Source organism: Cyclobacterium roseum (assembly GCF_010119225.1).
Lineage (GTDB): Bacteria > Bacteroidota > Bacteroidia > Cytophagales > Cyclobacteriaceae > Cyclobacterium > Cyclobacterium roseum.
In genome coordinates, this window is the sequence record NZ_WNKF01000004.1 from 258,960 (window position 1) to 272,607 (window position 13,648).

7 protein-coding genes are annotated in these 13,648 nt (G+C 47.9%); 4 read left to right on the top strand and 3 right to left on the bottom strand.

Going from position 1 to position 13,648, the window contains the following annotated elements; translation table 11 throughout:
- Positions 1-30 precede the first annotated feature (30 nt).
- A complete protein-coding gene (locus tag GJQ68_RS07950; protein ID WP_162416767.1) occupies positions 31-2,184 on the bottom strand; it encodes an amino acid permease in 2,154 nt (717 codons plus the stop codon).
- A gap of 289 nt (positions 2,185-2,473) precedes the next feature.
- On the opposite strand from GJQ68_RS07950, the gene GJQ68_RS07955 reads away from it, so the two are divergent.
- The gene (locus GJQ68_RS07955; RefSeq protein WP_162416768.1) at positions 2,474-3,895 is read left to right on the top strand and encodes a hypothetical protein; all 1,422 of its coding nucleotides are present in this window, start codon (positions 2,474-2,476) and stop codon (positions 3,893-3,895) included.
- Here the strand turns inward: GJQ68_RS07955 and GJQ68_RS07960 are convergent.
- Together GJQ68_RS07960 and GJQ68_RS07965 are read right to left on the bottom strand one after the other, a co-directional pair.
- A complete protein-coding gene (locus tag GJQ68_RS07960; protein WP_162416769.1) occupies positions 3,887-5,347 on the bottom strand; it encodes a DUF1501 domain-containing protein in 1,461 nt (486 codons plus the stop codon). The two genes, GJQ68_RS07955 and GJQ68_RS07960, sit on opposite strands and share 9 nt — an antisense overlap.
- A 1-nt stretch (position 5,348) precedes the next feature.
- Positions 5,349-8,093, bottom strand: a complete 2,745-nt coding sequence (locus GJQ68_RS07965; RefSeq protein ID WP_162416770.1) for a DUF1553 domain-containing protein — start codon at positions 8,091-8,093, stop codon at positions 5,349-5,351.
- A 434-nt stretch (positions 8,094-8,527) separates the two neighbouring features.
- Here GJQ68_RS07965 and GJQ68_RS07970 point away from each other — a divergent pair, with 434 nt between their 5' ends.
- The 3 genes from GJQ68_RS07970 to GJQ68_RS07980 are packed head-to-tail and all read left to right on the top strand — an operon-like array spanning position 8,528 to position 13,396.
- Positions 8,528-10,876, top strand: coding sequence for a DUF1549 domain-containing protein (locus tag GJQ68_RS07970; RefSeq protein WP_235941216.1), 2,349 nt, complete (start codon positions 8,528-8,530; stop codon positions 10,874-10,876).
- Positions 10,877-10,891: 15 nt separating this feature from the next.
- Positions 10,892-12,319 carry a DUF1501 domain-containing protein gene (locus GJQ68_RS07975; RefSeq protein WP_162416772.1) on the top strand — a complete coding sequence of 476 codons (1,428 nt, stop codon included), beginning with the start codon at positions 10,892-10,894 and terminating at the stop codon, positions 12,317-12,319.
- A gap of 9 nt (positions 12,320-12,328) precedes the next feature.
- Positions 12,329-13,396 (top strand): NHL repeat-containing protein, encoded by a 1,068-nt coding sequence (locus GJQ68_RS07980; protein WP_162416773.1) that lies wholly within the window; start codon positions 12,329-12,331, stop codon positions 13,394-13,396.
- Positions 13,397-13,648: the final 252 nt, after the last annotated feature.

The following is a 13,648-nucleotide window of genomic DNA, read 5'->3' on the forward strand; positions in this document are numbered from 1 at the left end:
AAGTTACTTGCAGTTAGATAGAACGATCCGCTAATCGGCCCACTTTTCGTTGGTTGTCCGGTTAGCGGTCTCGTACAAGCTGCGAATTTCATCAATTTCCTGCTTTTCTCCTATAATTGACAGTTCATCTCTTTCTTTCAGTAGGGAATTTCCATGGGGGAAAATGACCTTTCCCTCCCTTTTGATCACCGTGATCAGCGATTTTTCCGGAAGTTTTAACTCCTGGATCATTTTTCCGATTAGTACCCCGGACGGTTTTCCGGTTTCCAGAAGTAGGTTGATAAACCGTTCGTCTCTTAGCAGGATCTGGCGCAACTCGCTTTCATCGGCAGCTTGCAACCAACGGCTGGGGAAATTTTCATTGTCCAGGATTTCTGCGAGATGTGCCAGCATCCGAAGGTGTTGGCCGGAATGTTTTTTAGAGCTGACAAGAAACAGCACGGCATGTAATTTTTTGCTCCAGTTGCGTTTCTTCCCTTTAAACAATTCAAAAAATTCAAACTTTACGGGTAAGCCCTCCTTAAAGCGGGCGATGGCAACCTCCGATTCCAGTTCTTCCTCAAAGCGGATGTGTTTCAAGGCAGTGGTTTTACCGATGGCAATTAATCCCTCCTCATTTTCATCTCTAAAGGCTTTTAGCAATTGCCGCTTTCGTAAACCAGTCTTTTTGGCAAAATGAACCGATACTTCTTCCAACAATTGCTCGTAGTTGAACTCCGCCGCCTTGGTATCCAAAATCAAGGCCCGGCTGATCACTTTTTCATATGGGTCTTCCGCTCGCAATCCTTTTTCTTTCATCATGGACCAAAGCTCCATTTCCAGTCCATCATAGCGCCGTTGACCTAGTTTACTGTACACATGAAACATGGCTCCCTCTCGTTTGACCTTATCCTTCGCATAGCTGAAATACCAGAAAATGCTGGCCCCGATAATCAAAAACGTAAAAATCAGCGATAGAAAGCCCATTTCAATGATCAGAAACACCGAAAAAAGTAAGCCGGTAAGTTGCATCCAGGGATAATAGGGCGACCTGAAACCGGGGTCATAACCTTTTAGTTCGCTTTCACGCATGACGATGACACAGATATTCAGCAAGCCAAATAGCATGAGCTGGAAGGTACTTGCAATTTTGGCGACGGTTTCTACATTAAAGATCAATAAGAGAAAGACCATTAATCCCGTTGTGGCCAGGGTGGCATAAAGCGGGGTTTGAAATTTTCCTAATTTCCCAAAATAGGCAGGAATAAGTTGGTCTCGGGCCATGCCCAGTGGATACCGGGCTGCTGACATAATACCTGCATTGGCGGTAGAAGCAAACGCCGCAATGGCTGCAATTACTACCAAAATCAATCCGGTTTTTCCCGGGAGCCAGGTCATGAAAACTTCTCCGGCGGTAGCGACCGGGGTCAAATCTGCAAAAAGCACCTCCTTGTCCAGTAGGGAAACCATAATAAATACACCCACCACGTAGATGGTTGTTGCTGTAGCCAGGGACAAAAACATGGCCAAGGGAATGTTCTTGTCAGGATTGTGAACTTCCTCTGCCACGCTGGCCACTTTGGTAAGGCCTGCATAGGAGACAAAAACCAGCCCAATGGAACCAAAGAATCCCCGGGTTCCATCAAGAAAAAAGACATCGTATTCATTCCTGAGGTGGTTGAAAAAATCAAATTGAAAGACCTTTGCCAAGCCTTGAACCGTGTAAAAGGTCAGGATCACCACCAGCGTAGCGACCAGTACTTTTTGTAACCAACCTGCCTCTTTTGAACCAATAATATTGGTAAACCCGAAGGTAAGGGTCAACCCTATGGCCACCGGCGTGATGGGCACATCAATGAAAATGGACACATACGCTCCCATTCCTATTAGTGCGAAAGCACTTTTAAATATCAGGGCAAACCAGGAACCGATTCCGCCAATGGTTCCGAACAAAGGGCCCAAACTCCGGTCAATGAAATAATAAGCACCGCCAGCACGGGGCATGGCAGTGGCTAATTCGGCCACGCTAAGCATGGTCGGATACATCATGGCACCGGCTACCAAATAGGCCAACACCACCGATGGTCCTGTCATCGCGGCAGCAAGCCCGGGAAGTAAAAAGAAACCCGAGCTGAACATGGCTCCTGTACTGATGGCATATACATCGAACAGACGTAACGTTTTTTTTAGTCGTTTTCCGGACATTTTATGCTTTCACGCTTTAGGCAGTTGACTATTTAATTACTAATGAAATAAGGGTTTTGGATAAAAATAACTAAAAAAAGTAATATAGGAATTCCATTTCTGGTAAAAAACTTAGAATGGACCGGAAATGTTTTCATTTTCAATCCTTATAAAGGTAACCGGCAAACCCTTCGAAATGGTTTTTTTCGAGGAGCGACAGATTTTTTAAACCCAAAAATTTGTAATTCAAATTAATAATTATGTAATTTGTGTTATAAACAGCAAACAGCAACTTTTAAACTAGTGTATTATGAGGGGAGTGGTGATTTTTACGTTGATTTTTCTTTTGATTAGCAGCATCAGCCTGCTTGCGCGGCAGAATGCCTGCCTGGTAAATGAAGCAACACCGGAACGGCAGGTTTTGGACCTCGCAGAAGGCGGTAGGCTAGAAGGATTTAAAACCCAAAAAAGGCAATTTTCCATTCTACATTTCGATACTTCCGGACAGAAAGGTTGGGAGGTTTTTCTCCCATTGACATCCGCAAATGCGCAAACAGAATTGCTGGCCTCTGCAAGGGGAGGGCAGGTTTTTGTGGTGGAGATAACACCTTCCCTCAAAGGGCCAGGTACAGCCTTAATTCATCATATTCAAGAAGGAAAGTTGCTTCGCAGCATTTCTTTTGAAGACCAGCAAAAGCTAATGGGGGAATCCCTGCATGCTGTATTTGCGGACGAGACTTATCTGTATTTTCTGACTGCAGATCAGAATCCGGATACATTCAGGTTGGGCAAAGCCCCTGACCTGAACTTCTTACTCAATCGCTTCCGGACTTCCGATTTTCGCTTTGACCAAGTGGCGGTTAGCCTGCCCGAAACCCCTGAAAGCGAATGGAATCCACAGTGGACCTTTGCTGGTCAGGTAGGGAATGAAAAATACATGGTGCTAAAGGATGCAGACATGGAGTCCAATACCCTCCATTGTCAGGTGGTGAGTTTTGATTCCAATGGACAATTGATCAAAAATATTGCCCTGAATTACAGTCCCGAAGGTAAGGCGATCCGCCCGTCCTTCCATCTGGATGAAAATGATCGCCGGTATGTACTGGCAAAGGACTATAATTATTTTAACTATTCCTCTTTTGGACCCGGTCCGTCCCGAATGGCCTATCGGATTGGAGCCTTTTTTGGCTTTAGCCTGGATGAGCGCACTGGGGCGTTTTATATCAGCGGTTTGTCGGGAGAAAAGTCCTTTGGGAAGAACCCTTTCCGTTTTAAAGCGCAAAAATACAATGGCTTTTATGTCAGCAAATTTGACGCAACCGGGCAACAGCTTTGGGAAACCGCACATGTGGCTGACGGAAGCGTTCTTACGGAAAGCGATTTTCACCGAAGGTACCCACCCGTACACAAGCGCTCCGCCCTCGAATTGCTTGCCGATTCCAGGGAAGTTAAGTATAGCATCCGTGTTGGCGGAAATGATTTTCAGTTTGTCCTGGATCAGAAAGGGGAGTTGATGGCCATGGGGAAAAATGGGATGATGCTAACCGGACAGGGTTCCGAACTAACTCAAGTTATCCCCTTCCGTCCATCCGCTGAGGTAGCTGCCGAGGGATTTTTTAAAACGACCGCAACGGTCAGCTCCCGAAGTGGCCATCAAACCCGTTTTGGCTTTCTAGATAGAATAGATCTCAGCGAAGGGTTTTTCGAATACTCCTGTGGTAAATCAGGTTAGGATTTCATTGATAACCTTTCCATGCACGTCGGTTAACCGGAAGTTTCTTCCCTGAAATTCATAGGTTAATTTTTCATGGTCAAAGCCTAGTCTTTCAAGAATCGTGGCCTGCAAGTCATGGACATGGGTCTGCCCTTCGATGCCATAGTAGCCGATTTCGTCGGTGACACCGTGAACTTTTCCTTTTTTGACACCGGCACCGGCCATCCACATGGTAAAGGCCGCCAGGTGATGGTCCCTACCGTCAAATCCTTCTCCCGTACGTGATTCCATCATAGGAGTCCTGCCAAATTCTCCTCCCCATACCACCAGGGTTTGTTCCAATAAGCCGCGTTGTTTCAGGTCTTTCAGTAAGGCTGCGATCGGTTGGTCAATGGCCTTGCAGGAGCGGCGCATTCCAGCTCCCACTCCGTTTCCAGCCCCGACACCGTGGGTATCCCAGCGATTGTCAAAGAGCTGGACAAAACGAACTCCTTTTTCCACCAGCCTTCGGGCCAGCAGGCAATTATTAGCGAAGCTCGCTTTGCCGGGTTCTGTACCATACATTTGATGAATGTGCGCCGGTTCATCATTGATATTCATGGTTTCTGGCACAGAGCTTTGCATGCGAAAGGCCAGTTCGTATTGGGCTATCCGGGTTAGAATTTCCGGATCACCTGCCTGTTCGTATTCCATCTGATTGATTTGGTTGATGGCGTCGATGGATTTTTTCCGGAGATGCTCATCTATGGTGCTGGGGTTGGATAGAAACAATACGGGATCTCCCTGGGAACGGCACTGTACTCCCTGGTAGACGGTGGGTAGGAAGCCGCTGCCCCAGGCACTTTTTCCCGCACTAATGGCTCCCCCTCCGGACGTTAGTACCACGTAGCCCGGTAGGTCTTCGTTTTCCGATCCCAATCCGTACATGGACCAGGCACCCATGCTGGGTTTTCCCAGTCTTGGACTTCCGGTATGCATGAATAATTGGGCCGGTGCATGATTGAATTCGTTGGTATGCATGGCTTTCAAAAAGCTGACCTCATCCACCATTTTGGCGAATTCGGGGAGGTAATCGGAGACAAAAGCTCTGGATTCGCCATGCTGCGCAAATTTGGCCTGTGGTCCCAGTAGTTTGGGTGTTCCTTTAAGAAAGGCAAATTCCTTTCCCTCCATCAGGGATTCTGGGGTGTCCTGTCCGTTGAGCTCCTGAAGGGTGGGCTTGTAATCAAAGAGCTCCAGGTGCGAGGGACCTCCTGCCATGTGCAGGAAAATGACACTTTTGGCTTTTGGCGCAAAATGGGGTCCCTGACCAGCCATGAAAGCACTTTCCCCAGCCATCTTGGTTTCTCGCCCGCAGCCCATCAATGAGCCCAATGCCAGGGCTCCAAGGCCGGAGGTACATTTTTTTAAAAAATGCCTGCGGCTGTTGTACTGTGCTTTCCGGAGGTATGCTTCTTCCCAAATACTCATCTTATCTTCTGGTTACAAATTCGTCTAAATTCAGCATGGCATTGCTTACCAGGCGCATGGCTGCAAGTTCCGGATCTTCATCCAAATCAGCTCCCTCTTGCTGATAGTAGGCAAGCGACTCCTGGTATAATTGGTGCAATACCATAACCTTTTCTTCTTCAGGGGCTTTAGCGGTAATAAGCTGCAGGTTTTTTTCAATGCCGGTTTTAATATCCCTTTTGTGCTCATCCAATATTTTTTTTGCCCAGGCGGTAGCCGCTTCCAGATATACCGGATCATTGAGCAGCACTAGGGATTGCAAAGGGGTATTGGTGCGGATTCTTCGGGAAGTACATACTTCCCGGCTGGGATTATCAAAGGTGACCATGGAAGGATAGGGATGTGTCCGTTTCCAATAGGTATAGACAGCTCGTCGGTAGGCATCTTTTCCTTCGCTTTCATTCCAGAATTTCCCACCAAAACTGATAATGTGTTCCGGCTGGTAAGGCATGACGCTGGGTCCATGGGTTTCGGGATTTAATAAGCCACTGATCGCCAGTGCCTGGTCCCGGATGGTTTCTGCCGGAAGCCGGGTTCGGGATCCCCGGGACAAGTACTTGTTGTAGGGGTCTTTATGTTGCTTTTCTTCGCTTACCGAGGAGTGTTGACGGTAGGTGGAGGACAGAACGATTTTTTTGATCAGGGATTTGACCGACCAATTCAGGTCCTCTCGAAAGGTTACGGCCATCCAGTCCAGTAATTCGGGATGTGTGGGAGGGATGCCCTGACTTCCAAAGTCCTCCATGCTTTCCACCAGGCCAAATCCAAATAGCTGTTCCCAAATGCGGTTCACCATTACTCGCGCCGTCAGCGGGTTTTCTTCGCTGACCAGCCATTGTGCAAAATCCAACCGGTTGGGGTTTGTCTCGCCGATGGTGCCCATGATTTCCGGAATTCCAGCCTGCACTTCTTTACCCCTGCTTCGCCAATCTCCCCGCTCGAATACCCTTGTTGTTCTTTTCTGGCCTTCCGGCAATTCGCCTAATATGGGCGTTTGCACGGGCTTTATTTTTTGGAGGGAGTCTATTTTTGTCCGGATTTCTGCCGTGTAGCTGGCTATCTCTGGTGACTTTTCATGATAATGGAGCCAGTCTACCCGCACCAGGTCCTGCGCAAAAATCCGGTCCTTTTTAAAATAGTAATATACATCCCGCTTTCCCTCCGTTGGCTGGATGGGAATGGTTAGGGTTTGCCATTGCTGTGGTCGGTTTCCGGGAAAACCGTTCGCCGTGACACCGAACGTTCCTTCACCGATTTTGGTGCCCAGCATGGAGTCTAGCCGGATTTCCACCTTCGCCCCGGTGAGCGAAGCATAGCCCAGGGAAATCGCTTCTACTTCTGTCAGGTCTACCTGCTCATACATGACCCAGGAACTGTCCTGGACTTGCCATATGGAAGCCTGGTCATGCCCTACCAGTTCTATAAAGCGGCTTTTATCCTGAAACTCTTCCGCTTCCACTCTCCGATGACCGAGGTGGTAAAAGAGATTTTCTTTCTGCCGGTGCAAAAATGCTTCCGATACTTCGGGCAATTGGTCTTCAGGGTCTAGTTGTTCATTTATCCAGGTCAGCAGTTGCCGGACCTTTGCTTTTTCGGTGGGTTCGTATGTATAGACTTTTGGTTGCTCGTTGTACAGATCCTTGTCGCGGGTATTGTTGAAAAAAGCCATGGACTTATAAAAATCCTCGTGTCGGATGGGGTCGTAAGGGTGGCTGTGACACTGTACGCAGGCCATGGTCGTGCCTTGCCAAACTTCAAAGGTGGTGCCTACCCGCTCCATGACTGCGGCGACCCGAAACTCTTCGTCATTGGTACCTCCCTCGTCATTGGCCATGGTGTTTCGGTGAAAGGCCGTGGCCAGCAAGTCGTTTTCTGTGGGGGCTGGAAGTAAATCGCCCGCCAGCTGCTTGACGGTAAATTCGTCGAAGGGCATGTCCTGATTGAAGGCTTCTATCAACCAGTCCCGATATTTCCAGATTTCACGGTGCAAATCCTTTTCGTATCCTTTCGAATCGGCATATCGTGCCAGGTCCAGCCAAAAGGATGCCCACTTTTCCCCAAAATGTGGAGAGTCCAGCAAGCGGTCGACGGTCTTTTCATAGGCTTCCGGAGAAGTGTCCTTCAGAAAGGCCTCGTATTCTTTTAATGTAGGAGGAATGCCGGTAATGTCCAATGCCAGCCTGCGGAGAAGTATTTCTTTGGGTGCAGGTGGATTGGGAATCAAGTCCATTTCTGAAAGCTTGCTGAATACGAAGTGGTCTATTTCGTTTTTTGCCTCTAGTTCCCCGGGAACTGAAGGCAGGGGAATGTCCGTTTCCGGAGTAATATAGGCCCAGTGTTTTTCCCAGTTAGCACCCTGATCGATCCATTTTTTTATCAGTTCAATCTCTGTCTCCGAAAGGGGATTTTTGCCCAGGGGCATGCGCATTTCCGGGTCCGGGTGCTGAAGGCGCGTGAGCATTTCGGAGGCATCGGCATCGCCGGGAATGATGGCCGGTTTTCCGGATTCGGTGGGCATTTTGGCATCCGATTCAAATAGCAGGGAAAATCCACCGGATTGCTTTACCCCTCCATGACAGGAAATGCATTTCTGGTTGATGATAGGCCGTATGTCACGATTGTAACTGATCGGGTCCTCCTTGGGCCATGCCCAATAAATAGCAAGTGCCAGAAAGGGCAATACAAGTAAGCGATTACGGCTTTTCATCTAATTTGCGTCTGCATTGATTTTAAAAGTAGCAATTTATACCATCATTGTCAAAACCCAATCCTGTACTGTACTGTAGCACAGGTGTAAAACCGTTTGCTATTCTATGTTGCTTTATTTATATTTTGAGTTAAAGGCAGGATAGTACAGGCTAGTAATTATAATGAATTTAATTATTATTGTGATGCATGGATCCCGATTCCGGAAGTGGTGAAGGGGCTTTTCCGTTCCCCTTGATTCGGGATGCTGCCTGCGGGCGGATTAAAAATACTCGGTATAGGTATAAAGATATGAATAAAATGAAATTTAGAAAAACGACCATCTTTTGGCTGACAGCGGTTTTATTGCTTTGTGTCGGTTTGGGAGATGGATTGCTGGCTGCAGGACTTCAGGAGGCGGCGGAGGGTACAGAACCCTTTTGGCTTTGGAAGTTTATGGGGCGATTGCATCCCCTGGCCGTTCACTTTCCAGTGAGTTTGTTGCTATTTGCGGCCCTGTTGGAATTATTTACCCTGAGGAATTTTAACCATAAGCTTCGGCCGGGCATTGACCTGCTGGTTTGGGCTGGTGTGGCCGGGGCGGTTCTGGCTGCAGGTCTCGGTTATATATTGGCTACTGTGGAAGATTATGGAGGCAACACCCTGGATGTACACCAATGGACAGGTATCGCTACCGCTATCATTGGCCTGCTGCTGATTTATTTTCTAAGGAAGACAGATGAAGGTCGTAACCTAAAGGCAGTAAAGGCTTTTCGATCGGTACTATTTGTTTCCGCCATTGGGGTATCGGTGGCTGGTCATTTTGGAGCCTCGCTTACTCATGGGGAAGATTACCTAACCAGTACCTTTCCCTGGACTGAAGAAGAATACGCACCGGAAGACCTAAAGGTGGATTTGGTGGCTTTTGAAGGCGAAGGAGATCTCAGCGAACAAAAGCAAATCGAATTGGTTGGCAAAGTTAGAGCTGTTTTTGCGCATAATTGCTACAAGTGCCATAGCGATGCTAAAATTAAGGGTGAACTGCGACTGGATGAAAAGGATTATGTTTTTACTGGAGGAGAGTCCGGTCCGGTGATTGTGCCCGGGGAGTCTGATAGAAGCGAGTTGGTAAGAAGAATAAAATTACCCAAGGATCACAAGGAGGCCATGCCGTCCAAAGGAAAGGTGCTTTCCTCGGACGAGATTGCCTTGATTTCCTTATGGGTAGATAGAGGAGCACCCTGGCCGGATGCGGCTAGTGAAGTCAGTGAATACCGGGTTGCCGAACTAGCTCCACGACGTCCAAATGTGCCGGCACCCCGGGAAGGGCTGGTGCAGCCCATTGACATTTGGGTGGATGAATATTTCCAGGAAAATGCCATTTCCTGGAAGGAGCCCGTAGACGATAAGACGTATTTGCGCAGAATATACCTGGACATCATTGGCTTGCTACCCAGTCCGGAAGAGTATGCTGCCTTTCAAAAAGACACCCGTCCCGACAAGCGGGCTGCCTGGGTGGAAACATTACTCAACCGAAATGATGATTACGCCACTCACTGGATGACGTTTTGGAATGATGCCTTGAGGAACGATTATACCGGTACCGGCTATATCACCAAGGGTAGGTTTGCCATCACGGACTGGTTATACACTTCTATCCGGGATAATAAGCCCTACGATCAATTTGTTAAGCAATTACTGAACCCTACCGAAGAATCAAAAGGCTTCATAGAAGGCATAAGTTGGAGAGGGGATGTGAATGCCAGTCAGGTTACCGAAATGCAGGCCGCACAAAACGTGGGGCAGGTCATTTTGGGTTTGAATCTGAAATGTGCCTCCTGCCACGACAGCTTTGTCAGCGATTGGAAGCTGGAAGAGGCCTATGCTTTTGCCAATATTTTCGCTGATACCACGCTGGAAGTCAGCCGGTGTGAAAAGCCCATTGGGAAAAAGGCAAGTACCAAAATACTGTGGGAAGAGTTGGGAGAAATCGATAGTACCGCCAACCGCAAGGAAAAGCTGAAACAACTCGCCGACAATCTGGTCCAGCCGGCAAATGGAAGGATGTACCGAACCATTGTTAACCGTATTTGGAAACAATTGATGGGTAGGGGGCTGGTAGAACCGGCAGATGAAATGGACAACATTCCCTGGAGTCAGGATTTATTGGATTGGTTGGCGACGGATTTTGAAGACTCGGGTTATGATTTGAAGCAACTAATCTATAAAATCGCCACTTCCAAAGCGTACCAACAACCTTCAGTGGGTATCGACGATCCATTGCTTTTGACAGATGATGGTTTTGTGTTTGAAGGGGTGGTTCGAAGGAGGCTTACCGCCGAGCAGTTTTCGGACGGGGTCAGTAAGTATATCCATCCGATCTTTGAAAAAGAGGTGTTAAAATACGATCCCAATGAGCTGGCTGTTTCCGAAGCATCTTCCATGCCTTTTGCCAGGGCGTCCCTGGTAGCCAATAATGATTTCTTAAAAGCATTGGGAAGACCTAACCGGGAAGTGGTCTCCACGAATAGAGATAGTCAGGCCAGCCTATTGCAGGCCCTGGAATTGACAAATGGCGAGACCCTGAACGAAGCACTGCAAGACGGAGCGCAGAAGTGGAAGGAAAAATATGAAGATGGTGATATCATCATCCATGAAACGTATCGGAAACTTTTGGGACGAGATCCCCATCAAAGCGAATTCAACGTAGCGATGGAGGTATTGGGTGAAGACCCGTCGCCCGAAGCCATCCAAGATTTGTTTTGGGCCGTTTTGTTACTTCCTGAATTTCAATTAATTTACTGATTAAAAGCATTTGCAATGAATTATAATTGGAGAAGAAGGGATTTTCTGAAAAAAACCAGTGCCGCTACCCTGGCAGCCATGGCTGCGGGAGCGCCTATGTCCGGATTTCTGGGATCCTGTACGTCAAAGGACAAGATCAAAAGTAGTGCGGATACGGTGATTCTTTTGTACATGGCCGGCGGAATGGCGCATACAGAAACGTTTGATCCAAAGAAATACACCCCTTTCCGCAAGGGAATGGAATCCAAAGAGGTATTAAGCACCTTCCCATCCGTTCCGACGGCCCTGGATGGGATTCAATTTTCAGAAGGGCTTGAAAACATCGGACAGGTAATGGATCGGGGTACACTGATTCGCTCCTATGTGGCCGCAGACTTGGGTCACATCCTGCATACCCGCCATCAATACCATTGGCATACCTGTTACGAACCTCCCCAATCGGTGGCGGTGCCGCATATGGGATCCTGGATGGCCAAAGAACTAGGGCCAGTCAACCCGGTGATTCCCCCCTTTATTAATATTGGGCAGCGATTTACCGTTGGAGAAGGGGAAGAGTTAAAGGCATTTCACAGTGCCGGATTTCTGGGCAGTGAATACGGACCTTTCCTGATTCCCGACCCAACTTCCGGATTGGACAGTGTGAGACCCCCTGTGGGCATGTCTACCAAGCGGTTTGAAGCAAGAAACCAATTGTATGAACGACTGGTACAAGAAAGTGCCATGGGGGAGTTTGGCAGCGATTACCAGAAAGAGTCACTCAAGCGGTCCATGGAACAGGCTTACCGCTTGCTGAATTCTCCGGAAGCCAAGGCCTTTGACCTAAGCCAGGAACCCAAAGAGAAATACGATGTTTACAATACAGGGAAATTTGGATTGGGATGCCTGATGGCCAAAAGGCTGACCGAACAAGGAGCCCGCTTTATCAGCGTGACCTCCGAATACGAACCCTTTGTCGGTTGGGATACCCACGAAAACGGACATACCCGATTGGTGGATATGAAAAAGCTGATCGATGCGCCGATAGCCCAGCTCATAAAAGACCTGGATGAAAGTGGCAGACTGGACCGGACCATGATTATCGTCGCCAGCGAATTTAGCCGGGACATGCTTACCGAAGGAAGGCCCGGAGCAAAGGTGAAAGATCAGGTGGAAGTACCCGATATTATAGATGACATGAAGAATTACGGCATGCACCGGCATTTTACGGATGGATGTTCCATATTGATGTTTGGGGGAGGGACCAAAAGAGGCCATGTATATGGCAAAACCGCTGATGAGCGTCCATGCAAGAGCATCGAAAAGCCCATCAAGATTGCGGCCCTTCATCAAACCATCTATCACGCACTAGGAATCCATCCCGAAACGAATTATGAAATTGAAAAACGTCCGTTTTATACCACTCCGGATGGAGAAGGAGAAGCGGAACTGGACTTATTGGCTTAATTATCAATCATGAAACAAAATGTAAACCCAAGAAGGGAATTTATCCGAAAAACAGGCTTGGCCGTTGCCGGGGGTGCCCTGATTCCCAACATCATTTCTCATCAAACCCATGCCATGAAAAAAGAGACCATTTTAGGACATGGTAGCCACCGCTACCGGGTCATAGAAGGATGGGGAAAACTGGACCCTTCCAAAAATCCTGTGAATGACTGCCACGAGATGGTGGAGGATGCAAAGGGACGGCTGATCCTGTTGACCAATGAAACCAAAAACAATGTCATCATTTATGATAAATCGGGCAAATTATTGGAAACCTGGGGTACAACCTATCCCGGAGCACATGGCCTTACCATTAGCGATGAGGGCGGGGAAGAATTCTTGTACATTTGCGATAATACCCGTAGTCAGGTCATCAAAACGGACCTGAAAGGAAAGGAAATTATGGTCCTTGACTATCCCAGGGAAACTGGTAACTACGATTATCCCCGTCAGTTTGTACCGACCGAAACGGCCATCAATCCGGCAAATGGCGACATTTACGTCGTAGACGGGTATGGCAAAAATTACGTCACCCAGTACGATGCCAAAGGGAAACTGATCCGGCAATTTGGCGGTTCCGGAGCAAGCGATGAAACCTTCAACTGCTGCCATGGCATACTGGTAGACACCAGAGACAAAAACAATCCAACCTTACTCATTACCGACCGGGGCAACATGCAGTACAAGCGATTTACCCTGGATGGCCAGTACATCAAAACCATTCCTACTCCGGGATCATTTGTGTGCCGACCGGTGTTGCGAGGCGATAACATTTATGCAGCTGTATACCGTAGTACCACACAGGCTTATCCCAATTCGGGTTACATTACCGTTTTGGATAATCAGGACCGGGTGGTTTCCACTCCGGGAGGTACAGCCCCCGAATACGTAAACGGTAACCTTCAGGAACAACGAAAAGACATGAGTTTCCAGGGGTTTATGCATCCACATGATGTTTGTGTGGACAGGGACGAAAACATCTATGTTCCCCAGTGGGCTTCCCAAAAAACCTATCCGGTGAAGTTGGAGCGAGTGTAAAAACTTGTAAGAAGGGTCTGGTAATGGAAGAAGGGTCTGACGGTTTAGAACCGTCTGACCCTTTTTCTTGGTATCTATAGGAAACCAGCTACCGGATATTCCAAGGGCCGGTATCTATTGGTTGGGTTTTCGCTAACCTTTATGGGAAGGAATCAGGGATATTTCCCCAATGGTTACAAATAATCAATTTTTTAGTTCCAGATCAGGACAAAAGGACCGTTGATCACGTATGGTTAAAAAACCAAACTTCAA

Coding starts and splice junctions, on each gene's coding strand:
- GJQ68_RS07950 (WP_162416767.1), bottom strand. CDS start 2,184: ATGTCCGGAAAACGACTAAAAAAAACGTTACGTCTGTTCGATGTATAT.
- GJQ68_RS07955 (WP_162416768.1), top strand. CDS start 2,474: ATGAGGGGAGTGGTGATTTTTACGTTGATTTTTCTTTTGATTAGCAGC.
- GJQ68_RS07960 (WP_162416769.1), bottom strand. CDS start 5,347: ATGAGTATTTGGGAAGAAGCATACCTCCGGAAAGCACAGTACAACAGC.
- GJQ68_RS07965 (WP_162416770.1), bottom strand. CDS start 8,093: ATGAAAAGCCGTAATCGCTTACTTGTATTGCCCTTTCTGGCACTTGCT.
- GJQ68_RS07970 (WP_235941216.1), top strand. CDS start 8,528: ATGGGGCGATTGCATCCCCTGGCCGTTCACTTTCCAGTGAGTTTGTTG.
- GJQ68_RS07975 (WP_162416772.1), top strand. CDS start 10,892: ATGAATTATAATTGGAGAAGAAGGGATTTTCTGAAAAAAACCAGTGCC.
- GJQ68_RS07980 (WP_162416773.1), top strand. CDS start 12,329: ATGAAACAAAATGTAAACCCAAGAAGGGAATTTATCCGAAAAACAGGC.